This window comes from Candidatus Laterigemmans baculatus (assembly GCF_010367455.1).
GTDB classification, from domain to species: Bacteria; Planctomycetota; Planctomycetia; order Pirellulales; family Pirellulaceae; genus Laterigemmans; species Laterigemmans baculatus.
In genome coordinates this window covers 29,730-56,395 of record NZ_WRPR01000010.1, presented here as the reverse complement: position 1 = coordinate 56,395, position 26,666 = coordinate 29,730, and the positions used below count along the sequence as shown (strand labels likewise).

The 26,666-nt window shown below is 64.2% G+C and carries 17 protein-coding genes; 7 read left to right on the top strand and 10 right to left on the bottom strand.

The genetic code is table 11. From position 1 onward, the window contains the following. Positions 1-82: 82 nt before the first annotated feature. Positions 83-1,003, bottom strand: a complete 921-nt coding sequence (locus GNK13_RS01630) for an OmpA family protein (RefSeq protein ID WP_235934715.1) — start codon at positions 1,001-1,003, stop codon at positions 83-85. 95 nt (positions 1,004-1,098) lie between these two features. On the opposite strand from GNK13_RS01630, the gene recG reads away from it, so the two are divergent. From recG to GNK13_RS01610, 4 genes are all read left to right on the top strand, one after another. Further along, a complete protein-coding gene (recG, locus tag GNK13_RS01625; protein WP_164100687.1) occupies positions 1,099-3,291 on the top strand; it encodes an ATP-dependent DNA helicase RecG in 2,193 nt (730 codons plus the stop codon). 498 nt (positions 3,292-3,789) lie between these two features. Next, on the top strand, positions 3,790-4,812 hold the full coding sequence (locus GNK13_RS01620) for an acyl-CoA desaturase (RefSeq protein ID WP_235934714.1): 1,023 nt from the start codon (positions 3,790-3,792) through the stop codon (positions 4,810-4,812). Between the two features lie 234 nt (positions 4,813-5,046). Further along, the gene (pepF, locus tag GNK13_RS01615) at positions 5,047-6,834 is read left to right on the top strand and encodes an oligoendopeptidase F (RefSeq protein ID WP_164100698.1); all 1,788 of its coding nucleotides are present in this window, start codon (positions 5,047-5,049) and stop codon (positions 6,832-6,834) included. A 2-nt stretch (positions 6,835-6,836) separates the two neighbouring features. Continuing rightward, positions 6,837-7,577 carry a sensor histidine kinase gene (locus GNK13_RS01610; RefSeq protein ID WP_164100686.1) on the top strand — a complete coding sequence of 247 codons (741 nt, stop codon included), beginning with the start codon at positions 6,837-6,839 and terminating at the stop codon, positions 7,575-7,577. A gap of 116 nt (positions 7,578-7,693) precedes the next feature. Here GNK13_RS01610 and GNK13_RS01605 read toward each other — a convergent pair whose 3' ends face one another. Both GNK13_RS01605 and GNK13_RS01600 read right to left on the bottom strand, forming a co-directional pair. After that, positions 7,694-9,124, bottom strand: coding sequence for a hypothetical protein (locus tag GNK13_RS01605; protein ID WP_164100685.1), 1,431 nt, complete (start codon positions 9,122-9,124; stop codon positions 7,694-7,696). A 224-nt stretch (positions 9,125-9,348) separates the two neighbouring features. Further along, positions 9,349-10,782: a glycosyltransferase family 4 protein gene (locus GNK13_RS01600; RefSeq protein ID WP_164100684.1), complete on the bottom strand. Its 1,434-nt coding sequence runs from the start codon at positions 10,780-10,782 to the stop codon at positions 9,349-9,351. Positions 10,783-11,120: 338 nt separating this feature from the next. Between GNK13_RS01600 and GNK13_RS01595 the strand changes: the two genes are divergently transcribed. Together GNK13_RS01595 and lepA are read left to right on the top strand one after the other, a co-directional pair. After that, entirely contained in the window at positions 11,121-12,176 is a 1,056-nt protein-coding gene (locus GNK13_RS01595; RefSeq protein ID WP_164100683.1) for an ROK family protein, read from the top strand. 75 nt (positions 12,177-12,251) lie between these two features. After that, positions 12,252-14,045: a translation elongation factor 4 gene (gene lepA, locus GNK13_RS01590; protein ID WP_164100682.1), complete on the top strand. Its 1,794-nt coding sequence runs from the start codon at positions 12,252-12,254 to the stop codon at positions 14,043-14,045. 107 nt (positions 14,046-14,152) lie between these two features. On the opposite strand, the gene GNK13_RS01585 is transcribed toward lepA, so the two are convergent. Continuing rightward, entirely contained in the window at positions 14,153-14,785 is a 633-nt protein-coding gene (locus GNK13_RS01585) for a transposase (protein ID WP_164100681.1), read from the bottom strand. A gap of 283 nt (positions 14,786-15,068) precedes the next feature. Beyond that, positions 15,069-16,154: a sugar kinase gene (locus tag GNK13_RS01580; RefSeq protein WP_164100680.1), complete on the bottom strand. Its 1,086-nt coding sequence runs from the start codon at positions 16,152-16,154 to the stop codon at positions 15,069-15,071. A gap of 252 nt (positions 16,155-16,406) precedes the next feature. Between GNK13_RS01580 and GNK13_RS01575 the strand changes: the two genes are divergently transcribed. Next, positions 16,407-17,156 (top strand): sugar phosphate isomerase/epimerase family protein, encoded by a 750-nt coding sequence (locus GNK13_RS01575; RefSeq protein ID WP_164100697.1) that lies wholly within the window; start codon positions 16,407-16,409, stop codon positions 17,154-17,156. Positions 17,157-17,413: 257 nt separating this feature from the next. On the opposite strand, the gene GNK13_RS01570 is transcribed toward GNK13_RS01575, so the two are convergent. From GNK13_RS01570 to GNK13_RS01550, 5 genes are read right to left on the bottom strand one after another with little or no spacing between them, the layout of a single operon-like run. Next, positions 17,414-20,533: a TlpA disulfide reductase family protein gene (locus GNK13_RS01570; protein WP_164100679.1), complete on the bottom strand. Its 3,120-nt coding sequence runs from the start codon at positions 20,531-20,533 to the stop codon at positions 17,414-17,416. Next, on the bottom strand, positions 20,533-21,618 hold the full coding sequence (locus GNK13_RS01565) for a squalene--hopene cyclase (protein WP_235934713.1): 1,086 nt from the start codon (positions 21,616-21,618) through the stop codon (positions 20,533-20,535). Before GNK13_RS01565 ends, GNK13_RS01570 begins: the two co-directional genes overlap by 1 nt. Then, positions 21,605-22,465 carry a hypothetical protein gene (locus GNK13_RS01560; protein ID WP_164100678.1) on the bottom strand — a complete coding sequence of 287 codons (861 nt, stop codon included), beginning with the start codon at positions 22,463-22,465 and terminating at the stop codon, positions 21,605-21,607. Before GNK13_RS01560 ends, GNK13_RS01565 begins: the two co-directional genes overlap by 14 nt. Beyond that, positions 22,381-23,205, bottom strand: coding sequence for a hypothetical protein (locus tag GNK13_RS01555; RefSeq protein WP_164100677.1), 825 nt, complete (start codon positions 23,203-23,205; stop codon positions 22,381-22,383). Before GNK13_RS01555 ends, GNK13_RS01560 begins: the two co-directional genes overlap by 85 nt. After that, positions 23,202-26,666 carry a hypothetical protein gene (locus tag GNK13_RS01550; protein WP_164100676.1) on the bottom strand — a complete coding sequence of 1,155 codons (3,465 nt, stop codon included), beginning with the start codon at positions 26,664-26,666 and terminating at the stop codon, positions 23,202-23,204. Before GNK13_RS01550 ends, GNK13_RS01555 begins: the two co-directional genes overlap by 4 nt.

Sequence of the window (26,666 nt, the reverse complement as noted above, 5' to 3'; positions counted from 1 at the left end):
GCTACTTTCGCGGAGCGAAAGGCGACTATGCGCGGAGCGAAAGGCGACTATGCGCGGAGCGAAAGGCGACTATGAAAGGAAGCTACATCGTGCTCGGGTAGATCACGATTTCGATGCGGCGATTGGCCGAGCGGCCGGCGGCGGTTTGGTTCGGCTGGCGTGGGCTGCTGGCACCATGCCCGGTGGTCGTCATTTGCTCGCGAGCGATGCCGCCGCGTTCGGCAAGCAGCTCGAACACGCTCAGCGCCTGGGCGGAGGTCAGCTGATGGGGGCTCGAAAATTGGCCGCCGTAGAGCGGAGCGTCGTCGGTAAAGCCTTCGACACCGATCCGCTGGCGAGGCGCCAAGCGAACGATCTGGGTGGCGATCGGAGTCAGCAGACCGGAGGCTTGCGGCAGCAGTTGGGCGGTTCCGGGTTGAAACAGTTGGTCGGTCGGAACGAGCACGCGAGCGGCGTCTCCTTCGTAGACGACCGGCAGTCCGCTGGCCCGCATCGCTTCGGCGATCTGCCGCAGATTGGTGTTCGCTTCGAGCGTCGCTCCGCCACGGAACTGGGTGGAGGCCTGCAGCCCTTTGAAGTGCTGTTGGCTTTGGTCGGCGGCGATCCGAGCCTGCTCGAGCCGTTCGGCCGTGTCGGCGAGCTGCTGCCGCATCAAGTTGACTTCGTCGCGATAGACGAGCGACTGCTGTTCGGATTGGGCCAGCTGGGTCTGCAGTTGGCGATTGTCTTCGTCCAATAATTGAACGCGGCGCTGCAGTTCGGTGACTTGGGCTTCGAGCGGGGAGACGTTCGGCGGGGCAGCCGGCCCCCAGGGGTTGCCGGCGGGATAGCCGGGGCCGAGCGGATAAGCGCGGTGGGTGCAGCCGGCCAAAGCGGCTAAAAATAGCAGTGATACGGCGAGGCCCGCGAGCGGTTGAATTGAGAGCGCAGCGGTCAACCGCCAGGTCCGACCTCCCGCAGAGGAGGCGAGCATCGGTTCGTCGAGATTTCGTACGACGCGCACGCCGACATCCTTGTCTGGTGAGTGTTCCGCGGTTGGGATACTAGAGAGACGCCGGGGCGCGGAGCAAGACCGCTTTGGATTAGATTAAAGATTCGATGGATCGCACAACCGACGCTCCTGCCGTCACCCTCGCCACGCCCGCCCAGTATCTTCGTGGGGTCGGGCCGCAGCGGGCTGAGCTGTTGGCCCGGCTGGGGATCCGCAACGCGGGGGACGCGTTGTTTGCTTTTCCGCGGGATTACCAGCATCGTGCGGAACTCAAACCGATTGCCGAGCTGGCCGAAGAGCAACCGGCATCGATCGTGGGGACGATCGCCGAGGTCGACCAGCGGGTCACCTACTCGGGAAAGTCGATCGCCGGCGTGCTAGTCGAAGACGACACGGGGGCGGTACGGCTGATGTTTTTCAACCAGCCATTCCGCACCGAGAACCTCCACCGCGGCGACCGCGTGCTCGTCTCGGGTACTCCGCGGCTGAACGGCTTGCGGTTCGAGTTCGTGCACCCTCGCGTCGTGCCGCTCGACGAAAAGGAGACGCTTCCCGGCGGTGATGTGCTGCCGGTCTATCCGCTGACCGAAGGGCTCAAGCAGCCGGCGATGCGGCGGATCATGGCTTCGGTGGCCGAGACCCTGTCGGGGAGCGTCCCGGAAGTGCTCCCCGAGGAGATCCGCGACTCGCTGGGGCTGGTGGGAATCGCCGAGGCGCTGTTGAACATCCACCGTCCGGAAAACGCCGAGAAGTTGGAAGCGGCGCGGCGACGGCTGATCTTCCAGGAGCTGCTGGTGCTGCAGCTGGCGCTGGCGATGCGGCGTCGCCGGTTGACGACCGATTTGCACAGCCCGGCGCTGCCCCCCAGCCCCGAGATCAATGCTCGAATCGCCCGCCGGTTTCCCTTCCAGTTGACCGGCGACCAGCAGCGAGCGATCGAAGAGGTGGGGCGCGACATGTCCCGCCAGTTTCCCATGAACCGGTTGATCCAAGGGGACGTGGGGAGCGGCAAAACGGTCGTGGCCCAGTACGCGATGTTGCTGGCTGCGGCCCATAAACATCAGGCAGTCTTGATGGCTCCGACCGACGTGCTGGCTCGGCAGCATCAGCGGACGTTCGCCGCCGCGCTGGCCAAGAGTCGCGTTCGCGTGGGGCTGTTCAGCGGCTCACTCTCGGCGGCCGAGCGGCGGGAGACGCTGCGGGCCGCCGCGGCGGGCGAGATCGACTTGCTGGTCGGGACCCACGCCTTGCTGTACGGCGAGATCGCTTTGCCGCGGCTCGGCTTGGTGGTGATCGACGAGCAGCACAAATTCGGTGTCGCCCAGCGGGCACGGCTTCGCAGCGGTGGCCTCGATCCGCACTACCTGGTGCTCTCAGCGACGCCGATTCCCCGGACCGTCGCGATGACGATGTTCGGCGACCTGGAGCTGAGCACGCTGCGGGAAAAGCCGCCCGGGCGAGGCGTCGTCAAAACGTACCTCGCTCACGATGGTTGGCGGGACCGCTGGTGGCAGTTCGTCGCCGAACGGTTGGACGAGGGGCGGCAAGCGTTTGTCGTCACTCCACTCGTCTCAGCCGGCGGCAAACGCTCGGCGGAGGCGGCTGCGGATGGGGACGATGGAGACGACCCGCTGGAGGACAGCGGACCAGAAGGCGAACTGGGGCTCGAAAGCGGTGGCGGGAGTGAGGACTTGGCGGCTGCCGAGTCGATTTACCGGGAGCTCGCGAGTGGTCCGCTGGCGAAGTACCGGATCGGGCTGCTGCACGGGCGGATGTCGCCGGCTGACAAAGCGGAGACGATGAAGCGGTTTGCCGAAGGGCGGTTGCAGGTGCTGGTGGCGACGACCGTCATCGAAGTCGGGATCGACGTGCCCAACGCAACGGTGATGACGATCCTGGGAGCCGAGCGGTTTGGGCTGGCCCAGCTCCATCAGCTGCGAGGCCGCGTCAGCCGCGGTCGGCACACCGGGCACGTAGGGATTTTTACTGGCGGCCCGGGATCGCCGGAGGAGAACGAGCGGCTGCAGGTGTTGGCTGAGACCGACGATGGTTTCGAGTTAGCCGAAGCTGACTTCCGCTTGCGGGGCCCCGGCGACTTGATGGGGGTTCGCCAGAGCGGCCTGCCGCCGCTGCGGATCGCCGACCCGTTGCGAGACGCGGACGAGCTGGTCGCTGCTCGCGAGCTGGCCCAGCGGCTGATCGACGAAGATCCCCAGCTCGAAGCGGCCGGTTTCGAAAAACTCCGCAGCCAAGTCATCCGCCGCTACGGACAAGTCCTGCAATTGGGCGACGTTGCGTGAACCATAGTCGCCTTTCGCTCCGCGAAAGTAGTGCAGAAACGCTACTTTCGCGGAGCGAAAGGCGACTATGGCGCGGAGCGAAAGGCGACTATGGCGCGGAGCGAAAGGCGACTATGGCGCGGAGCGAAAGGCGACTATGGCGCGGAGCGAAAGGCGACTATGCGCGTGATCCAATGTTTCTCGCTTGTGGCTGAGCTCCGCTGCGGTGCAACGCTTTCTCGGACAGCAAACCGGAATAGACCCGCGGCTAGCGCCCTGCGGCTCAGGGGCTATGCGAGCCTGTAACGCCGGTGGTGCCGACGCGACTTCCGGGGGATTTTGGGTCGACGCGGGGGTGGTTGAGGGTTTAAATTTGCCTTCTTCCGCGAACTGCCTGCTCGCCGCGTTTTGTCGACGGGATTGTCTGCGGTTGAGCGGGTCGACAGTGACCGTGCCGTGGTTCTGCGAGTGCAGGATCTTTCTCGGGTCGGTCGCCAGCCTCTGAGCCAGGAAGTGCGAGTGTCCGACGAAGCGACGGCCGAGATGCAACCGCCCATCCGTCTCTCCTCCACCTTGCCGGTGGCTCCTGAGAAGGTCGTTCCCGATGAAGGCTGCTTGGAAGTGGCTGGCAAGGGGGCGACTTGCGGCTTGGACCCTCAGCGGATTCCGCTTCCCGAAGCCGCCGTGCCGCTGCGAATCTACTGGTCGTACCTGATTCCGCTGGCGATTCTGCACGCTCTGGCGGTGTTGGCCGTCGTTCCCTGGTTGTTCAGTTGGTCGGGCGTGGTCGTCGCGGTGCTCGGGCACCTGACGTTCGGAATGCTGGGGATCACGATCGGCTACCACCGCTTGTTGACCCACCGCGGCTTCACCTGTCCGAAGTGGCTCGAGCATACGTTCGCGGTGTTCGGGATGTGCAATCTGCAGGACAGCCCGGCTCGCTGGGTGGCGATCCACCGCATGCACCACCAGCACAGCGACCACCAGCCCGATCCGCATTCGCCGCTGGCAAATTTCCTCTGGGCCCACGTCGGCTGGGTGCTCGTCCGCAACCGTGACCACGACCATGTGCATTATTTCGAGCGGTATGTCCGCGACCTGCTCCGCGACCCGTTCTATCTGAACCTCGAGCGGCGTTATCGCTGGTTGGGGATCTACTTGGTCCATGGTCTGGTGATCACGGCGCTCGGCGGCTTGTGGGGCTGGGTCATGGGGGGCAGCAGCGGCGAGGCGGTGCGGATGGCAGCCAGTTGGTTCATCTGGGGCGTGGTGGTCCGCACGGTCTTCGTCCTGCACGGCACTTGGGCCGTCAACTCGCTCTCGCACGTCTTCGGCTATCGCAACTACGAGACGCGGGACGAGAGCCGCAACAACTGGTTGGTTGCCCTGCTCGCCCACGGCGAAGGCTGGCACAACAACCACCACGCCAGCCCGCGGGCGGCTCGCCACGGACACCGCTGGTACGAATTCGACATGTCGTGGTGGGTGATTGTGGCGATGGAGCGAATCGGCTTGGCCAAAGACGTGGTGCGGCCGAAGTAGGGCCCGTACGTCAGCTTTCCAGCCCAGACCTCCTCGGACGCCCCATAGTCGCCTTTCGCTCCGCGAAAGATCCCGGTGGGGGAGACGCTACTTTCGCGGAGCGAAAGGCGACTATGAGTCATCCTGGAAAGCCTGAGGTACGGTGTCTGACGTAGCGGGGGGCGGATTTGTTAGACTCTCCTGGGTTCTTGCCCCTGTCCATGGAGGAGTCTTCGCCCCGTGTCTACCGCAGCCATGCTCCCGTCGCGTTCGCAGGTTCCCGCCCCGGATACGTGGGACCTCGCCAGCTTGTTTCCGAGCGACGAGGCTTGGGAAGCCGCGTTCGCGGACTTGAAGGGGCGGGTCGAGGGGTTTGAGCAGTATCGCGGGCGGCTGGGCGAATCGGCTGAGACGTTGGCCGAGGCGCTCCAGTTCGACAGCGACTTCGATCGCGCCGCCGAGCGGTTGGGAACGTACGCGTTCCTGAAGACGACCGAGGACCAGACGAACAACGCCTACCAGGGGATGCAGAGCCGGTTCCGCAATCTCGCGGTCCGCGCCGCTCAGGCGTCGAGCTACATGCGGCCGGAGCTGTTGGCGATCCCGGTCGAGCAGATGGACGCGCTGCTGGCCGCCGAGCCCGTCGCCCCGTTCCGGTTGGGGCTAGAGCGGATGCTGCGGTTCCGTCCCCACACGCTGAGCGATCGCGAGGAGCGGCTGCTGGCGATGCAGGGCGAGATGGCTGCCGCCGCCTCGACCGCCTTCCGTCAGCTGACCGACGCGGATCTCAAATTCGGGACGATCACTGATCCCGATGGCAACACGATCGAGCTCAGCAACGCGACCTTCGGTCAACTGCTGATCCATCCCGACCGGGGAACACGGCGGGCGGCGTTCGAGCAGTATTACGATCAGTTCAAGGGGCACGAAAACACGTTGGCCGCGACGCTCGCCGGCAGCATCCACCGCGACGTCTATTACGCGAAGGTCCGCAACTACGAAAGCAGCCTCGAAGCGGCGCTCTTTCCCGACAACGTGCCGACCTCGGTCTACGACAATCTGATCTCGGCGGTTCGCGACTCGCTTCCCGCGGTGCACCACTACTTCGACGTCCGCCGCCGCAAGATGGGGCTGTCGGAGCTGCACCACTACGACACCTACGTGCCGATCCTCTCGGACATCCAGAAGCGTCATTCTTGGGATCAAGCGGTCGAGACGATTCTGACCGCGCTTGAGCCGCTCGGCTCGGAATACCTCGGCGTGCTCGAAGAGGGGCTGCGGGGGCGGTGGTGCGATCGCTATCCGAACCGGGGGAAGCAGAGCGGGGCATTCTCCTGCGGAACGTTCGATGGGGCGCCGTACATCCTGATGAACTTCAAGGAAGAAGTGCTGAACGATGTGTTCACGCTGGCCCACGAAGCGGGACACTCGATGCACAGCTGGTATTCGGCTCGGAATCAGCCCTACCAGTATTACGACTACACGATCTTCGTGGCCGAAGTGGCCAGCACGTTCAACGAGCAGCTGCTGACCGAACACCTGCTCAAGACCGCCAGCGACGACCGCCAGCGGGCGTACCTGATCAACCAGGAGCTGGACAGCATCCGCGGGACCGTGGTGCGGCAGACGATGTTTGCCGAGTTCGAGCGGAAGACGCACGAGATGGCCGAGGCGGGCGAGCCGCTGACGGTCGGTTCGCTGCGAGCGGCCTACCGCGAATTGCTCGACGCGTATTTTGGCCCCGAGTTCGTCGTGGACGAAGCGCTGGAATTGGAGTGCTTCCGGATTCCGCACTTCTACCGCGCGTTTTACGTCTACAAATACGCGACCGGACTGAGCGCGGCGGTCGCCCTCTCGCGGCGAGTGCTCGGCGGAGGTCCTGAGGCGCTAGCCGACTACAAGCGGTTCCTGTCTGGCGGCTGCAGCAAAGATCCGCTCGATCTGCTTCGCGACGCGGGAGTCGACATGACGGAGCCCGAACCGGTCGCGGTCACCCTTGCCCGGTTCAAAGAGTTGACCGCTGAACTCGACGAGCTGTTGTGAGTATGGATACCGCCTCTTACGGCTCTGGCAACGACGAAGCGGCAGCCGATCCCGTGCGGCAGCAGTACGAGGAGCTGGCCGAGTTGGCCGGCTCGTTGGCTCACGAGATCAAGAATCCGCTGTCGGTGATTCACATGAACATCGACTTGCTCGACGAGGATTTGCAGGAGAGCGAATCGCCGATCCGCCGCCGCGCGCTCGACAAGGTCGATATCGTGCGGCAGCAGTGCGAGCGGATGGAGCGGATGCTGGCCGACTTCCTGCGGTTCGCCCGGCTGCGGGAGATGAACCTCACGCCGGGAAGCCTCAACGAGCAGATCGAACGCGTGCTGCGAGCTTGCCAGGCTCAAGCCGATCAGGCAGGCGTGGAGATCGTCCGCTACCTCGATCCCGATCTGCCGCGGATTTTGATGGGAAGCGACGCGCTGCAAGCGGCCCTGATGAACCTGGTCAAGAACGCAATCGAAGCGATGGACGATGGCGGCCAGTTGGTCGTCCGCACGCATGCCACCCGCGGCGGGGTCGCGCTCGATCTGATCGATACCGGCGAGGGGATGGACGACAACACGGCGATGCACATGTTCGAGCCCTTCTACAGCACCAAGACGGCCGGCACGGGGCTCGGGTTGCCGACCGCTCGCAAGATCATCGAAGCCCACGGCGGCCGGATCACGGTGCAGACCGAAGTCGGCCGAGGGACGAAGTTCACGCTCGCGTTCCCGGCGCTGCCGAGGTTGGCTTAGGGAGGCAGCAGGTTTCAGGTTTCGTTTAACGGCAAGCCGAAGGCGACGGTGTTTGATTGCGGTTGAGCGAAGAAAAGCAGTCGCCTTCGGCTTGCCGTTAAACGAAGAGACAGCCCCTACTTCCGGTCCGCACTGCTGGCTTTGGCGGCTTGTTGTTCGGCGGGTTCTTCCGCGGCGGCTTGGAACCGGAAGGTATTGGCGAACTGGGCGTCGGCGCCGGCGAAGGCTTCGACCTGCGTCGCTTCGAGCGTGAAGGTGGCGGCGACGCGACGGCCGGAATCGTCGCTGAAGTGCAGGAACACCCACTGCACCGGGACCTGCTCGACTTCTCCCTGGACGGCGACCCGCATCGTCCGCAGCCCGCCGCTGTTGACGCCTTCTTCCGCTTCCAGGAACGACCCGAAGCGGGAGCTGAGCGAGCGGCGGATATCGGCCTGAAAGGCTTCGAGCGTCAACTGCTCGCCCGGCTTCATCGCGACCAACGGGCGAATGTCGCACTGGGCGATGACTTTGTCGGTTTTGATCATCCGCAGCGTCGTCAGCCCCTTGGCGTCGGAGATCATCCGCCAGCTGCGATCGAGGAAGACGGTGAAGCGGCCGATCGAGCTGTCGAGGTGGACCATCATCCGCTCCTCTGGAGGCGGAGCGGAGAAGTCGAGCGAGTCGTCGGTGCGGACGGCGTTCGCCTCCTCCAGCGGTTGGCGGATCAGCTTCACCTGAGCGGCGACTTGGAAGCCGGGTTCGGCTTTGCCAATCTCTCGCTGCTCGCGAAGTGCCAGGGCGAACCAGGTCACCGCTCCGGCGTCGCGGTCGAAGACGGCTTTGGCTGCCAGTTCAATGACCGTCGGAACGCCGTCGATCGAGCCGTCGATCCGCCCTTGGAATTGCAGCTTGGCCTGCTTGGCGTCGATCGAGACGACCTCGCCAGTGACGGTCGACTTCTGAATTCCGGCCAAGTTGAACAAGCGAGCTAGGCCCGCCGTGTCGGGGCTCCAGCTCGCACCGGGAGCGACCGCTTTGGCGGGCAGGATCGCATCGATCGCCAGCGAGCAGACCGGCGTTCTCAGCAGCTCCAGCTCGTCGTGCGTGAGGTAATCCTCTTCGCCGTAGAGCACCGGCAGCCCGGCGTCGACGTGGGCGACCACCCGGCGGGCTTTGTCGCGAAGTTCACGCGTCTGAGTGCGGTCTTCGACTTTCGATTCGCTGGTCGCTTCGTAGTAGTACCGCTGCGCCCCGGCCATCAACTCGCTCTCGCCGCGGACCCACCGCTCCTCGAAATCGATCGTCGAGTTGGCCACGAGCGGCAGCTGCCGGTCTCGCTCTTTGGAAGCCAGCGGGTTCTTGGGAATGTCGACGTTCCCTTTGACGCTCATCTGCATCCGCACGCGGAACAGGTCTTGGTCGGCCGCTGGGATGAGTTGGACGGCCTCGCCGGCGCTGCCGGCGCTGCCCGCTGGCTCGGCTCCGACGACGCGCCCCGCAGCGGCGGCGACCGAGAGGGCAGAGCTGAGCACGAGAAAGTGGCGGCGATCGATGGATTGCGGCATAGCGTCGATTCTTCCGGTAGTAGCAGCTGGCAGTCCCTTACGCAGAAGGATCGACCGAGGAGCTCGCACCGCTTTAGCCGTTTAGGAACGGCCGGCGGTGCACGCGGAGCTTGATCGCAAAACATGAACGTCACCCTCCCCCCGGGAGGGTCGCGAGGGACGAGCGGGGAGGGCACCCGACTTCGCAACGCTGACGCATCGGTTTGGCCGGCCCTCCCCGGGCCTTAGAGCCCGACCCTCCCGGGGGGAGGGTGAAGCGCGCGTGGCGAGCGGAGGCTTTGGAGAATCCTTTCGACTCGCTCGGCCTGGGCTTCGATCGTGTGGTTGCGGTGGACGTTTTGGCAGCCGGTTCGGCCGAGCGCGGTGCAATGGGGGCGGTCCGCCGAGAGCGATTCGAACGCGTCGGCCAGGGCCAGCAAATCGCCCGGGGGCACCAGCAATCCGCCCCCGGTCGACGCCAACAATTCGGGAAAGGCTCCGTGGTTCGGCTGGATCACGGGCACGCCCGCGGCGAGCGCTTCGAGCACGAACAGGCCCTTCGGCTCCTCATAGACGGTCGGCACGCAGAGCACGTGGTTGTGCCGCAGGAAGCTGAGCTTCTCTTCCAGCGACGGGCTGCCGTGGTAGTGATGGCGGTCGCCGAGGCCCGCTGCGTCAAGCCGGTGCTGCGCCGCTCGGAAATAGGCTCGATGCTGATTCCCCAACCAGCCCGCGTAGTGCAGCTCGGCACGTTGCCCCCCCGGCCGTTTGGCGAATTCGATAAACGCCTCGACCAAGTGGTGAAAACCCTTTTCCGGAGCCAGCCGGGCCAGGTAGCCGATCCGAAACGCCGGGTCCGACTCCTCCACCTGCCGACTCCCCGCCGGGAACTCGCTTCCCTCGTGCGCGATCGTGGGGAGCGGACTCGGCGCGGCGACGGCAGAGGGGGCGACCGCAGAGGGGGCGACCGCAGAGGGGGCGGCGGCAAAGGGGGCGACATCGATCGCCAGTGGAACGAGACGCATGCGGTCGTCGCTAAGTTTCAGCAACCCCTGCATCTTTTGAGCGTAGAAGCGGCTGTTGGTCAGGCAGGCGTCGGTCGCCGCAGCCACCTCGGCAAGCAGCTCGAGGGCCTGCGTTTTGTGCGGCTCGGTCAAATACTCGATAAAGATATCGTCGCCTTGCAGCCAGGAGACGATCGGCACGTCCATCGCGCGACGGATCGCCGGCACGCAACCGGCGATCAGCAGATTGCTCAGCACGATCGCGTCGGGGCGAAACTCGTCGGTCAGCCAACGCACCAATCGCTGGACCTCGCCCGCCTGGTGCCCTTCGCTCCCGCGGAGCATCGAGACGGTCAGCTCGCCGAGCATCGCGGGACTGGTGGCGGCGGCCCGGCGGGTTGCGAGCCGCAGCAGCCACGGCGCGTCGAGGAATCGCTGCAGGGGACCGGGGAGACGGCCGAGCCATGGCGCCTTCTGCTGAAGAAAGACGTTGATTCCACCGAAGAAGACGCGGTCGGCGCTGACGTCCCGCTCGTCGGTGCGGATCGGCGTGTAGACCGGCAGGAGCAGACAATCGGCCCCCCGAGCGATCAACGCTCGGGCCAACGCGTTGTCGTGCATGCAGCTGCCGCAGTACATCCCTGCGGCTCCCGCGGTCAGGTAGGCAATGCGCATGGGCGGGGTGAGGCTCGGTGTGCGGTTGCGGGCGAGGATGACGCTCGTTGTGGCTTTGCCCCTGCATTTTTATACTCGCCACCTGACGTACGTTAGGCTCTGTCAGAAAACCCGGCGATTTCACTCTTTTGAGCCGTAGGCGCTAGCCTCGGGCCTCGCAGAAGCCTCGGGCCTCGCAGAAGCCTGGGGCCTCGCAGAAGCCTCGGGCCTCGCAGACCCGGGATCAACGCTGCAGCACCCGCGGCTAGCGCCGTCGGCTCAGAGTTTTCTGACGGAGCATGCATGTCAGGCTGGAAAGCGTGACGTACCACGGGGATTTAGGGAAATAGTAGCCGAAAATGTCTGAATCGCCCCACCTGATCGATTCCCGCACCGCCCAGCCGCCCTTTTTCTGGGGGATCGACGTCGGGGGGACGAACATCAAGCTCGGTTTGGTCGATGATAATGGCCAGCCGCTCGCCTATGCTCGCATTTCCACGGAGGAAAATCGGGGCCCGCAGGCTGCCGTCGACCGGATCGCCGAGAAATTGAAAGAGCTTCAAAGCGAGCTTGGCTCGGAGGTCAGCGAGCAGATCGTGCGGATCGGTTTGGGAACTCCCGGCAGCATGGATTTGCCGAGCGGGATGCTGGTCGAGCCCCCCAACTTGCCGAACTGGTGGCATTTTCCGATCCGTGACGCGGTTGCTCAGGCGACCGGGTTGCCGGTTTCGTTCGTCAACGACGCCAACGCCGCTGCTTATGGAGAATTTTGGCTGGGAGCCGGACGCGAACACCGGTCGATGATTTTGCTGACGCTCGGGACGGGCGTCGGCGGGGGAATCATCGTCGACGGCCATCTGGTCAATGGCGTGAACAGTTTTGGCAGCGAGTGCGGCCACATTTTGGTCGATTCGGCCGACGACGCTCGGCTCTGCGTCTGGGGAGGCGGTCGCGGTCAGCTCGAAGCGTACGCCTCGGCCAGCGGGGTGGTGGAGCGGACTCGGGATCGGCTGCGGGCGGGCGGCCCGTTGGCTGCGGCGAGCCGGTTAGGAGGGCTGCTCGGCGGCAGCGACACCGAACTGACGGCCCGCAAGGTCTACGAGGCGGCCGAGCACGGCGATGAGCTGGCGCTGGAAATCATCGACGAGACCGCGCGGTGGCTGGGGATCGGAATCACGACGTTCGTCCACACGATCGATCCAGGGCTGGTCGTGCTCGGCGGTGCGATGGACTTCGGAGGCCCCGACTGCCCGGTCGGGATAAGATTCCTCAACGGGATCCGCGAAGAATTCCACCGCCGCACCTTTGAAAATGTGTACGCCGGAACGACGATCGACTTCGCCACGCTCGGCAGTGACGCCGGATATCTCGGAGCCGCCGGTTACGCGCGGCATGAGGCTGCTGGAGGCGAGTAACGCCAGCCGAGCCCGTTCACTCTTCCAACGCTGCTCCCCAACCACCCACAACCACTCAAAACCTTCTGGAAATTTATGCAGATCCGCAATTTCTGCATCATCGCCCACATCGACCACGGCAAGAGTACGTTGGCCGACCGGTTGCTTGAGCACACCGGGACGATCACCAAACGACAGATGAAGGAGCAGGTGCTCGATGATCTCGCGCTCGAGCGACAGCGGGGGATCACGATCAAGGCTCGCGCGGTCGCAATGCACTACAAGCTGGACGGCGAGACGTACGAGCTGAATCTGATCGACACTCCCGGCCACGTCGATTTTCAGTACGAAGTGTCGCGGTCGCTCGCCTGTTGTGAGGGAGCGCTGCTGCTGGTCGACGCGTTCCAGGGGGTCGAGGCGCAGACGGTGGCCAACGCCTTCAGCGCGATGGAACACGACCTGACGATCGTCCCGGTGATCAACAAGATCGACCTGACCTACGCCCGGCCCGATGAAGTCACTGACGAGATGGAGCAATCGCTCGGCGTCGACCCGGAAGACGTGGTCCGCGTCAGTGCCAAAGCGGGAATCGGGATCGACGAGCTGCTGAGGACGATCGTTCGCAAAGTCCCGCCCCCCGGCGGCGACCCCAACGCGCCGCTCCAGGCAATGGTATTCGATTCCAATTACGACGACTTCCGCGGCGCGATCACCTACGTGCGGCTGATGCAGGGGACCGTCCGCCGCGGTCAGAAAATTCGCTTCTTGCGGAGTGGCAGCCAGCATGAAGTGGTCGAGCTCGGCCAGTTCGCTCCGCAGCGCGTCCCTTGCGAACAGCTCACCGCCGGCCAAGTCGGTTATCTGATCTGCAACATCAAGTCGCTCTCGGACGTTCACATTGGCGATACGGTCAGCGTTCCGGGTGACAAGGCGGCCGAGCCGCTGCCGGGCTACATGCGGCCCAAGCGAATGGTCTACTGCGGGTTGTTCCCCAGCGACGGACAGGATTTTTCCGAGCTCCGCGACGCGCTCAGCCGGCTTAGCATCAACGATCCGAGCTTCGAGTTCGAGCCCGAGACGAGCGACGCCCTGGGCTTCGGATTCCGCTGCGGGTTCCTCGGTCTGCTGCACATGGAGATCGTCCAGCAGCGGCTCGAGCAAGAAGCCGACATCGACCTGGTGCAGACCGCTCCGAACGTGACTTATGAGATTTTGGACAAGCGCGGTGAGACGCGGATGATCCACAAGCCTCAGGACGTTCCCGACCCGGGCGACATCGAAGAGTTCCGGCAGCCGATCGTGCGGTGCAACATCGTCGTTCCGACCGAGTTTATCGGGGCGGTGATGAAGCTCTGCCAGGAGCGCCGCGGGATTCAGAAGAGCCAGGAGTATTTGGGTCCGCTCCGCGCGATGCTGACCTATGATATTCCCTTGGCGGAAGTCATCTACGACCTGCACGACAAGATCAAGAGTGCGACTCGCGGCTACGGGACCCTCGACTACGAGATGGTCGGTTACGAGCCGGCCGATTTGGTGCGGCTGGATATCCTGGTCAACGGGAACCGGGTCGATGCGCTGAGCGTCGTCTGCGATCGCCGCGACGCCGACCGCCGCGGGCGAGCGGTCGCCAAGCGGCTGAAGCAGGAGATCTCGCGGCACATGTTCGAAGTCGCCGTGCAGGCGGCGATCGGCTCCCGCGTGATTGCACGCGAAACGGTCCCGGCGATGCGGAAAAACGTGACCGCGAAATGCTACGGCGGCGACATCACGCGAAAGCGCAAGCTGCTGCAGAAGCAGAAAGAAGGCAAGAAGCGGATGAAGGCGGTCGGCAACGTCGAGATCAGCCAAAAAGCCTTCATGGCCGTGCTCAGCAACGGTGATGAAGGCTAAGGGTCAGATCGTTTAACGGCAAGCCGAAGGCGACTGTGTTTCAATCCGGCCTAACGAAGCGTGAACAGTCAGCGGTTCAGTGCCACTAAATAGTCGTGACAGACGCTTCAATTGGTGTGGTAGGTAACCCAGCTTCCGATCGGCAGCCCGCTAAACGGGGTCACAAACGACCAATGTTGTTCGCGCTTGCCTTCCTTGACAGGGTTCTCTTGTACGTAGTGAATCGCATTTTCGATTGCTTCCTCTGAGTCGAGGAAAACTTTCCACTCGTGAGAAGCCCACATCCTGGGGGGCCGTTCGCCCTCTTTGGCATGCGCTGCGAGTGGATGAAGCGACCTGTCGATCAGTCGCCGCGTAGCTGATCCTTTTAGAAGGTTGACCATCTGCTCGACCTTGAAGGTGCGGCGAGCGATCACCAAATGAGTGTGCTCCGGGAGGATTGAACACGCCCAAATTGTGTAGTTGCCTTTTCTGGTTTTCTCGGCAAACCCGCCACCGATTGCAGCGGCCTGTGTGCCCGTTAGTCTGACCGCTGGGTACTTAAGTCGCTTTTTCGCAGCCTGACGTTCGCGCAACTCTTGAGGCGTAAGTTCCTCCAGGAAACGCCGTTCGAGGGTTTTGCTGGCGTTGCCGAAATGGATTAACTCCCATTTTCGGATCACCTCCGACCAGCCTCCACGCGGATCGTTGGGAAGCCAGTATCCGTAGACGGGAAGGATCACATGGTATGCGTGGACCATCCCGGGCGTTCCTGGTGCGACTTGGAGCCGAAGTGTCGTTCTTCCTCCCTTTGTAGCCTCGTGGGAAGCGGCAGGGGATGATACTTCAGTCGAACCGCCCTCGAAATCGTTCAACGGCGTGCTGAAGGCAACGGGGCATCAATCGGATGCAGAAAAAGCAGTCGCCTTCGGCTTGCCGTTAAACGATTCAAGAATTGAGAAAAGCAGTCGCCTTCGGCTTGCCGTTAAACGATTCAAGAATCGAGAAAAGCAGTCGCCTTCGGCTTGCCGTTAAACGAGTTCTTTACCGCTGGACTCGGGCGGAGCCGCCGGCGGCGAGGGCTTCGACTTCGGGGAGCCGAGCCATGCTGACGTCGCCCGGGAAGGTCGTCAGCAGCGCGCCGTGGGCCCAGCCGAGGCGGAGGGCTTGCTCGGGAGCGCGGCCATCGAGCAGGCTGTAGATCAGCCCCGAGCAGAAGCCGTCGCCGCCACCGATGCGATCGATCACGTCGAGCTCGATCGTGGGGCTGACGTACCGCTGGCCGTTGTACCACAGGACCGCCGCCCAGCTGTGGCGGTTGGTCGAGTGGACTTCGCGGAGCGTCGTGGCGACGAGCTTGATGTTGGGGAACTTTTCCACCGCCTGCTCGATCATGCCAAAGAACGCTTCGGGATCGAGCTTCGAGCGGCTTTCGACATCTTGGCCTTGGACGCCGAGCCCTTTCTGCAGGTCCTCTTCGTTGCCGATCATGCAGTCGACGTGCTTGGCGATCCGCCCGATCATTTCCTGGCCCCGCTTCAGGCCGCCGATCGTATCCCACAGCTTCGCCCGGTAGTTGAGGTCGAACGAGGTGACCGCCCCGCTCGCCTTGGCGGCCTGCATCGCTTCGACGACGACGTCGGCCGTCGTTTCTGAGAGGGCGGCGAAAATCCCTCCCGAGTGGAACCACCGCACGCCGGCCGAGAAGATCTGCTTCCAGTCGAAATCGCCCGGCTTGAGCATCCCGCCCGCTTCGTTGGCCCGGTTGTAGAACACGATCGGCGGGCGAACTCCCTGGCCGCGGTCGCTGTAGACGGTGGCGATGTTCGGGCCGCGGACCCCATCGTGTTCAAAGTGCTTGTAGAACGGGCGGACCCCCATTTCGCGGACCCGGCTCTGGACGAGCTCGCCGATCCCGTTGTTGACCATCGCGGTCGCGATCCCCGTCCGCTGGTCGAAGCAGCTGGCCAGGTTCGCTGCGACGTTGTACTCGCCTCCCGAGACGTGGACATCGAAGGAGGTCGCCCGCCGGAAGGGAATGACGCCCGGGTCGAGCCGATGGACGAGCGCGCCGAGCGAGAGGAAATCGAGTTCGCACGCGTCGCTGCTGGGGATGTTTAACTCCGCCATGACTCTTCAAAACCTTTTTGTTGCTGGGAGTTGGAGGTGTCTATCTGCTTCCACGTCGGCCCACGCCGGAGACCCTGCAATGATGCTTTAAAACGCGGCGGGGGGAAAGGACGGGCAGCGTGGGAAGATCGGCGGCAAAACGCCCCTGCGACTCGCTCCGCTTCGGCCGGCGACTGCCGTTCACTTCCCGGCCCCGGATCGCTAAGCTACGCGACTCGCCTGAATGACCCCACCTGTCACGGAGGAATGGACGTGTACGTTGCTGCGTCGACCGCTTGCTTGCCCGATCTGCCGCTCGAAGGGGCAATCGATCTGTTGGCGGATCTCGAATTTACGATGATCGAAATCGACCTGCACGAGGAAGGTGGTCATTACAAGCCGAGCGAATTGCTGGCCGATCCCGACGCGGCGATGCATCGGATCCGCTTCAGCCATCGCCTCGATATCTCCTCGTACAGCATCGAGCTCGCCTCCAGCGGAGAGCAGCACTACGCGGACTTCAAAGAGATTTGCCGCTTCGCCAAAGCCTCCAAGGTCGTCACGTTGACGGTTCCCTCGGCCGAACTGGGAACGCCGTTCAACGAAGAGGTCGAGCACCTGCAGAAGCTGGTCGACATCGCCGAGAGCGAAGGGATCCGCGTCGGGGTCCGCAGCCAGTTGGGCCGGCTCAGCGAGGATCCCGACACGCTGATGGTCCTCTGCGACAACGTGCACGGGCTGGGGATCACGCTCGACCCGAGCGTCTACATGGTCGGACCGGCGCAAGGCAAGAGCCTCGACCGAATCCTCAAGTACGTCTACCACGTCCACCTGCGGGATTCCAAAAAGGACGTCTTCCAAGTCAGCGTCGGTCAGGGGGAAGTCGACTACGGCAAGCTGATCGCCCAGCTCGAACGGGAGAAGTTTGATCGGGCGCTGAGCGTGCACATCACGCCGATGGAAGGAGTCGACCACCGCGTCGAGCTGCGAAAGCTGCGACGGCTGCTCGATTCGTTGCTGTAAGTGAAGGCGTCGGGGTTGGTGGTTTTGCCAACGCATCTCATCACCCTCCCGCTTGCGGGAGGGTCGCGAGGGACGAGCGGGGAGGGCGACGCGTGACGTAGAGCCCTGGGCGAGGAGAGATTAGCCGGCCCTCCCCGGGCCTAAGAGCCCGACCCTCCCGGGGGGAGGGTGATGGATTTGGGCGCTAAACCACAGTACCCGAAAGCGCCGTGAAAACCGGACGCTAGCGCGTTGCGGCTGATGAACGCACTCGCCCCTCAGGGTTCTTCGGTCGCTTCTTCGAGCGCCGTTCGCAGGTGCTCGCCGAGCTTCGGCCCGCCGCCGATGAACAGCCGCATGACGCGCCCTTCGCGGTCGATCACGACGGTTTGCGGAATCGCGACGGCGTGGTACAGCGAAGCGACCAGCCCGTCGCTGTCGAGCGCCACGGGGGGACTCCGCTGCAGACGCTCCAGGGCACCGCGAATCTGCTCGGCCCCCTCCTGCAGATTGACCGCGACCAAGATCACGCCCCGATCGGCAAAGGCCGCGACCGCTGCTTCGACCTCAGGCATCGACTCGACGCAGGGGCCGCACCAGGTCGCCCAGAAATCGAGCACGACCACCTTGCCTCGCTGCTCGCTCAGCCGGAAAGTTCCCCCGGAGAGCAATTCCAGGTCGAACTCGGGGGCCGCCGTGCCAACGAGCGGTGAGTCGACACCGCCGGCTCCCATCGCTAGCGAATCGGCGGCCTGCGGATCTTTGGGTTCCGGGGCGTGCACCAACCGCCACGGGTGATAGGGCGAGTCGGTGAGCGATGCTTCGATCGCGTCTCCGATCCGAAGCTGATCGATCTCCGCGATGCGAAGCAGGCAGAGGCCGAGCTGCGGGTTTTCGCCGATCAACTCGCCACCACCGACCTGCCGCGGTTCGCAGCTCAGCCGCATGCCGCTGCGGTGCAGCGCTTGAACCCGTAGCCCCTGCTGAGCCGGCAGGTTCTGCGGCGAGTCGGAGGGGGCTGCGGTTTGTGGCTTTGCTGCGGGATCGGCGAGCTCGTCGGGGTGGAACCAGAGAATTTGGGAGACGACGTGGCGAGGGATGTCGATCGTCTCCAACCGATTCTCGACCCGCAGCGTTTGAGCATCGAGACTGAGCACCCGACCCCGCAGGAAGTCTCCGTCGGTGGAGATGATCAAGTGCGAGGGAGGCGTCGCTTTTCGCATCCGTGGGACGGTCAACAACCGCTCCCGCTTCGTCGCGTCAAGATTTGCCAAGTCGGCTGGGGTTAAAGCGATCGCTCGGATCGACTCGTGCGGGAGCTCCGTGGCTCCAACGACCGACGATTCAAAGACGACGCCAGCGGTGCCGATCTCCTTGAGCTCGCACGGCAGGACGTCACCGGAGCGGAGATGCAGACGCGGCCCGCTCAGTTGTGGGGGCGGACCGGACTCCGAGCCGCCGAGGACTCCGGCGAATGCCCCCAGCAGATCCGGATTGGCCACTCCTGCGGCGGGCACGCCCGCGGCGGGCATGCCGGGTGCGGGCATGCCGGGTGCGGGGGCCCGGGGGACGGGAGCTGGACGGGATCGGGACCTCCGCGATTCGGAGTGATGGTCGCGGTAGACCAGCCGTCCCGAAGCGTGCGGACGAAACGCTGCCGAATTGAGCGAGTCGAGCGGCTGGAATCGCAGCCCACTCGTTGCCTCGGTCGCCTCGGCGTCGACCAAGCGGCCGTGCAGTCGCGTCTCGACCAATTCCAACCGTCCGATCCGTCCGCTCGCTTGCGAAGCCTCGTCGGCGGCGGATTCAGGATCGCTTCGCTCGCTCGATTGATCGGAAGACGATCGGTTCTCGCGTGGCTGAGTCCAAAGCGAAGCCGATGAATCGACGGTGCCGGCCCGCTCGGTGCCAGCCCGCTCGGTGGTAGCCTGCCCGGTGGTAGACGCGGCGGTGCTGGCCGCGGCGGTGTCGAGCAGGCGCAGGTCGGCCACGCGGAGTGGCACCGCGCCACCGACTCCATCGGGTTCGAGATACAACGCACCGGCTTCGACTTTCTGCAGGCTACCGGTCGCATGGATTCCGCTGTAAGTCACCACCCGCAGTCGCCCACGGCGGTCGTCGGGTTGGCCCCCCTGCGACGCGTTGCGAGTAGTAGCGCCACGAGTGGAAGCCTCAGGGTTTGGGAAAGCGATCGCCACGACGGCTGCCGGATCGATCACCCGCTCCTGATCTTCGTCAGCCACGATCCACCTCGCGGCTTCGGCGCGGAGCCAGCGGCCACGGACCGCGCCGCCACCGCGAAGCTGAAAACGCACGGCGTCCGCGCGATCGGACCGGGGGTTCGCCAGCTCCGCGCTCTGCGTGCTGCCTGGTCCCGACGGACCGCGGATCACCTGCAGCGAATCGAGTTGAATGTTTCCGGAGATGTTTTGAAATCGAATCCCCGGCAGCGCCGGCTGAGCGTTCACCCGCAATTGCAACTCGCCCAGCTTCCTTCCCGAGGCGGCGTGCACGACGGTGCGGCCGGACGTCTGATCCAGTGTGAGCGTGAGATTCAACTGATCGTCGAATTCCGCGAGCGTGCCCAGTGCTACGACGTCCGCCGTCTGCTCCGCTTCTCGGACCAAGACCACCGTTTGATTCCAGACCTCCAGCCGCAGGGCGTGCTGGAGCGATGCCGGGGTGTCGTCGACGCCAATGGCGACGACGAAGTTCGGAGAGCCGGTCCACGAAACAGCCAGCTGAATTTCGGCTTGCGGGGGAAGCCCAATGTCGGCGTAGATCGACGCCAGCTCACGGTCGGTGCGAAGCGCGCTGCCTTGGTCGCGCCAGCCGTTTTGCTCGTCGATGGGTTGCTCCTCGGTGGGTTGCCCCTCGCCCACCGACTGCTGCCAGTCGGAGAGGGCACCCGGGCCGCTATAAGCAATCGCCCGTCCGTCATCCCAGCGGAACAGTCGCCGCAGTCGCTCGCGTTCGATCGCCAGCGTGCCCTGTTCGCGAGAGCGGATCGTCAGGCTCTCGGAGTCGATGCCGGCGACCGATCCATACCAGCGATCCCCATTGGTCAACTCGGCGCAAAAATCTCCCCCAGCCCAGTGACGGCTCGCCCCGGTGCGGCTCGCCCCGGTGCTGGCGGTTTTGTCAGGAGCGGCAAACGTCGCACTGGTGACGGTCCGAAAGGGGAAGATGAATTTGCCGTCGAAGGCGGGGTGCTGCCAAGCCAGTTCGTCGCCGCGGGGATGGTCGACCAGTCGGCCAGCGGCAAAGTCACCGCGGTGGAGTTTCAGGACTTCCGCCACGTCGGTTCGCGGCCCATCGGCGCCCGGTCCTTCTGCACGCACCGGTGCCGCGACGACGGCAGCCGTGAAGAGTGCTCCGAAGAGAATCGAGATTCGCATCATCGCTCGTAGATTGGCAAGAAGCGGTAGTTCAGCGCAAGGGCGAGCAGCGAGAGCGAAGTATCGACCGCCGGTCCGAACTCACCAGTAAAGTGCCCGTCTTCCTGCTGGGCCTCTTTGAGTTCGCGGGCGAGCTGTTGATTCCACTTCTCCCAGGCCGTGGGATCTCCTTGAAAGAGAGCTTGAGCTTGGTAGTAGCGGGCGTATTGAATCCAGGTGCCGGCAGGTTGCTCGAGCCGTTCGGTGAGTTGGGCGAGCGTCGTCTGGTACTCATCCAAATCCCGCCGCTTGGCGATGGCATACACCAAACTCGCGATGGAGATGCGAGCCGGTGATTCGTCGACGCCTCCCGCGATGCCACCGGTGTAGGCGACCTGGCCGGAAGGGCTGGTCATGTTTCGGTAGTACGCGATGGCCCGATCGATCGCTTCGTCGGGGACCTCGATTCCCGCGTTGCGAGCGCCGAGCAGTCCGACCAGAACCGCACCGCTGACCGAGGTATCCGCATCGGAGGCGTCGGGCGAGTAACGCCACGCACCGTGGGGATTTTTCTTCTGCGAAGTGAGCGCTCCGCGGACGGCCAACTCGAGCGATTCGCCGATGCTCCGCAGCGACCCGTTCCCTGTCGCCGCATTCTCGCCGGACCAGAGGTTCCGGTCATCCACCGCTCCATAGGCTTCGGCCAGGGCGAGCATCGCGAAGCCGTGGTGGTACATGCTGTCGCCGATGATTCCGGTCTCGGCGTCTTGACTGCGGATGATGCTTCGCAGTCCGCCGCGCACATGGTGGCTGTGGAGGCCGAAGTTGGGGTCTTCGCCGGAAGCCAAAAAAGCCATCACGGCCATCCCTGTCACTCCAGGGCCGCCGTAGGACTGGTTCTGCCAATCTCCCGATTCCTGCTGCGTGGTCGCCAGGTACCGGAGGCCCAAGGCGTACATCTCGCGGATATCGCGAGGCACCACTTCGCCAAATTGTTCCCCCGGAAGCTGACCGCAGGCCGGGGGAATTGTGACGCCCAGGATGCCGAAGATGATCAGGAGTCGCAGGGCTAACGTGCGCCAATGCGACTTGCTATTCCGCCCCATCGTCGAGCACTCCTTGTTGCCGCAGGAATTGCTCCGCGTCCGTTTGCAGCGCTTTGATTCTTTGCAGGGCAGCCATCTGCTCGGCGTCAAAAATTTCCGCCAGCTTTTCTGTGGAAATGCTACTCAAGTGATAGGCAACCCATGCGAAGCGAAGCTGGTTTCCCTGCGGCATATCTTCAAGACGCGAGGCGAGTAGTTCCACCAGCAATTCCCGCTGCTTGTCGGTGATCGGTAAATTCGATTCCAGATTGGCAAGGTAAATCCGCGCGTAGAACTCTTTCTGCTGATATCGGCGAAGAGCCTTGATCTCGTCGTGAACCTTCCGTTGGGATTCGTCGAGCGTGGTTTCCAAGACTTTGGCGAATAGCGACTGATTGCCAAACGGTCCCGCGACCAACTCCCGTTGCAGGGGCTCCGCAATTTTGTAGGCCCCGTTGAAATCCGCTTCGTCGGCTGAGAGTGCTTGAAACTTATGTTGGGCGGCGACGACACGATTGAAGAAGCGTTGAATATCGCCCTGGCCAGCCAGACGCAATTCTTGCTGCTGGGCGTCGCTCAGTGGAATCGACTGGTGGATCCGGCGGATCTGCCGGTTAAGCGAAAATTGCCACCGTTCTCGCACCAGGGAGGCCGAGCCATATTGTTGGAAAATCATCGACTCGAACTGTGCCGGCGAGATCGCATTCTGAGCGGCGGCGGAGGATGGCGCGAAAACGCTCAATGCCAGAACGACGCCGCATGCAAGCTGAGTTCGTGATCGATTCATGGAAGAAGTTCCTCCTCCCAGGGATTCATCGCAGCGCGTCCGACATAGAACGGAAATCGCGTTTTTTTGAGCGATACCCAAACGACCATTTGCTCGGGGTCCAGCTCCGAACGCATCACGCTTCCGGGCAAGTCGGGGAAGTGCTGCGGGTTGGAGATGTACATTTCAATCGGGACCGCCGCTGCCTCTTGCCATTCGTCGAGTAGCCGCGCGGTGATTCTTTCTCGCTGCTCGTCGGTCAGGATCAGTTGCTGGTCGATCAGCAGGACTGCGACGGAGACCACACTCTGTCGCCGCGATTCGGCTCGCTTGATGGTTTCATCGACGTAAGCCGCATGCTGCTCGGGCGAGAGGATCGGGCGGAGAGCCTTGGCCATTTCTCGCTCGATCCGTGTGAGCGGCAGTTCCGTCAGCTGGACACCGTTTCTGGTGACGGCGACGATCTCGGATCCGCCCCCCTGCTCTCCTTGATTGAGCACGGCGATCATGTTGAGGGCGTCGAGGCATTCGTCCGCCGCCGCGGCGATCTGTTTTTTCTGCGCGGGAGTCGGTTGGCAGACTCGCCGAATCAAGCCAAGTTCGACTGCCAGTAGCGGACGCACATCGCCGCGAATGTCGACCGCCGGTCCTGGATCCTCCTCGGGCGCAGCGGCAGGTGGTTTCACCGAGAAGATCGGATCATTGTCGTCGAACTGCGCATCGGCGACCCGCGGTGAGGACAGCACGAGGCAGGCCGCCAGTCCGATGCATGGCGCGAAGCCGAAGAGGCGGCGCGGAAGGGCCCGCAGAAAGGGCTCGGCAGATGAGAGAGCTGCGGTCATGGGACTCGGTGTTCGAGGCGGTTGAAGTATTCGTCCAGTCCGTGACGGAACTCTTCGGGAAAGCTGCTGCCTGTTTCGCCGGTCATCTGCGGCACTTCACGCGACTCTCGGACCTCCTTGGCGTTGATCCCCGCGCCGACCAAGGCGAGGGCGGAGTCGACTGTTGTTCCCGTTCCGCCGCCGCCGGGGGCCGAGCCACCTCCGCCTCCCGACTTCGGATTGATTCGCTTGGACTGCAGCAGCAATTCGATCACTTCGGTCTCCGCTGCGATCGCCGGGGCTCCGGTTTCCGGACGCCGTAGGATCGAGGCCGACTCGCGCATCACCATTTCGACTTCGGAGAGTAACGCAAGTTCGGCGGCAAAATGCTTTCCACTCTCCGGCAGCTCTTTGATCTGCCCATTCACCGCCCCGGTCCGCTCGGCCAGCCCGGTTTGCGAAGCGGCCAGACGGCGGGCTTCGGCCTCGTGCTCGGCGGGCTGTTGAGCCGACTCGGCTTGCTCGGCCACGCGCGTTTCTTCGCGGAGGTTCATCTCGGCTTCGAGGATCTGCATCACTTCCAGCACGACCGATGGAGGCAGACTCTCTTGTGACTTGCTCCCCGGGCACGACCCATCGCAAGCGGGATCGACCAGGTCATCCGCCCAGCGGTCGAGGGTGTCGGACCAATATTCACACTGCGCGAGCGACAGGCCCTGGTCGTCGGGAATCTCTTCAACCAGCTGCCGCAGTCCCCCCACGACATCCGCCTCCCGCATCTCGTCGAGCACCGATTGGAAGCGGGCAAAACGTCGTCGCTGAAAGTAGGCGGCCAGGTCGTCCATGATGATCGACAGCTCGCGGCTGCTGGCCTCTTCTGCGGACGCCAATTCCGTCAGCTCGTCTTGGACCGCCTCGTCGATCCGATAGTCGGGGCGGCCGAAAGCGGAGCCGATGCGGTCGCTGATCTGGCCGGCGATTCGGTCTTGAGCTCGCGAGGCGGCCTTGAGCCGTTTGACCAGAGTGCTCCCTTCGAGATTGGCCAGGACCGTGTTCAGCTCTTCGGCGATCCGATTGAACTCGGCGAGCAGTTCCTCCTGTTCGCTGACCGCCTCGGCGAGCGTCTCTTCAGCGGGACTCTCAGCGGGACTCTCAGCGGGACTCTCAGCGGGACTCTCAGCGGGACTCTCAGCGGGACTCTCATCGGAACTCTCATCGGGCGGCGGGGCTGCGGCTCGCGACGTTCCCGATCCCGCGACGGTCGTGCCCGGCAGCCGAAGTGGCTGCGGTGAAGGTTTTTCCTCGGCCGCTTCCGGCTCGTCCGCGAGACTCGCCTGGTCCGCAGGAAGCGCTTCGTGGGGGCCGCGTTGCGACGACTCGGCATCGACCACGCGCGGAGCCGCGGCCGGCGGCTCGGGTTTCTCCTCGGCCGCTTGTTCCGCCGCCGGCGCGGCCGCAGCCGACGGGTTCGCGCGGGAGTTGCCCGCCGTGGGGCTTTGCGTGGTTGGGTTTTGAGCGGTTCGGTTTTGCACGGTTGCGCTTTGCACGGTTGCGCTTTGGGCGGCTCGGCTGAGCAGGTCCGCCACCGACGGCATGCGGTTGGCGGAGACGTCCTCGAGGACCTGCAGCGTTTCGGCCCAGCGATCGAGGTGGCCGACGCCGAGCTCCGGATTCCGCGCGGCGGAGCGGAGTAGCGATTCGCCCACGTCGCTCAGGTCCGCCAGCCGCCGCCCGTTCGACCGCTCGGCCGTCGCTTGCCGGTCGATCCGCTGCCGCGTTTCGGGCTGGTCGAGTTCAGCCGCTGAGAGCTGACGCAGCTCTTTGTTGACCTCGTACAACTGCAACTCGCGGTCGCGGACCTCGAGCGCTTGGCGATGCCATTTGGCGAGCTGTTCGCTGATCCAGATCGCGTGCTCGTCGGGCGTCAGGACGTACAGCACGTGGGGAGGCGAGAACGTGCGGGGACGCTCGGGCAAATAATCTTCGGCCCAGACGAACAATTCGATCGGCTGTGGCTCGATCCCCAGCGAGTCCGCCGAAAACGTCCCGGCCGCTTCGAGTATTTCGCGGTCGCTGTCGCCCGCGGCCAAGACTCGTTCCCCGCCAGTGGGCTGCGAATCAGGGGACTGCGAATCGTTCCCTGCCGACGGTTCGGCTTCACGGAGCGGACGCCAGGCGAGCCCGACGCGGCGGATGCCAAAGTCGTCGTTGGCGATGACGTTGAACGTCAGCAGTTCGGATTGCAGGACGACTGCCTGCCGCGGCAGATCCTCGCAGATCAGCGTCGGAGCTTCGTCGTCAAAAGCCGTCACGGCGAGCGCGAATGGTTCGCTGGCGGCCAACCCCCAGTGGTCGCGCCAGTCCAGCCGCATCTTGCCGGATCGGGAGAAGCGAGTCAGCCCGCTTGCCAGCTTGTTCGGCTGACGCACAGGGATCGCGACGGGCGGGGTTTCTTCCGACTGAACGGTGGCCGCGGCGAGCGGGCGGTTGGCGGTGGCGGTCACTTCGATGCCGCTCCCTTTGACCACGCGGAGAGCTCCGCCGCGGACGTCCTGCCGCACCTTTTCGCTGCGGTCAAGATATTCTGGGAGCGTGACTTCGGCCACGATCTGCTCGAGCGAAGGACGCAGCATCGGCTCGAGGCGGACTCGCTGCGAAAGGTCGCCGATGCGGACCGTCAGCCACTGGGAATCGATTTGAGGCGGAACTGCAAAACGGTACTGGCCCCTCTCGAGCTCGGCGGTGATCGGCGGTTGGGAATCGACCACCAACTCTCCCTGCCGCGGTTGCCACGGTGAGGATTTCTGGAGTGCGATTCGAAGCGTAGTCGGTTCGCCATGCGGCACGACCCACGGCTGGGGAAGCGGATCGATCGCGGTAAATGTGTAGCGAGGGGTTTTGCTCCAGGGGGCGGCAAAGCGGACCGCGGCGATGGCTGCCGCGGCTGGATAGAGCACTCCGAGCAGCGCGACGACCAGGACCGCGGATGCTGCCACTCCGCTCCACAAGCGGTGCCGCGATGTCGGTACTGCCTGGAGGAAGTCTTGCCCTTTGGCATCGCTGGCCACCTGCCGCATCGCCGCTTGGCAGAGAGCGAGCGAGCGGGACTGCTCGGCGGAGTTGCGCGTCAATTCGATCACGCCGAGCAAGGGTTCGCCCACGCGAGGCAGCTGACGGCGGAGGAGCCGAGCCAGTTGTTCGAGATCGCTTTGACGCCACACCCAGCGGTGAAGAAACCAAGGGATGATTGCGGTCGCCGCGAGCGAGGCGAGCAGAACGCCCCCACGGATGACGGCCGGCGTGTCGAGCAGTCGGTCGATCCCGTACACGGCGAGAAACCCGCCGAGCCATGCGGCCGCTGCGATCGCAATCGCTTCGGCCATCTTGGTGAAGCGAACGCGGCGGCGGTAAGCGAACAGTTGTCGCTGCAGTGAGTCGGGGACCCGCAGTGGGTCGAGCCCGTCGCCCGGGTGCCTGTCCAT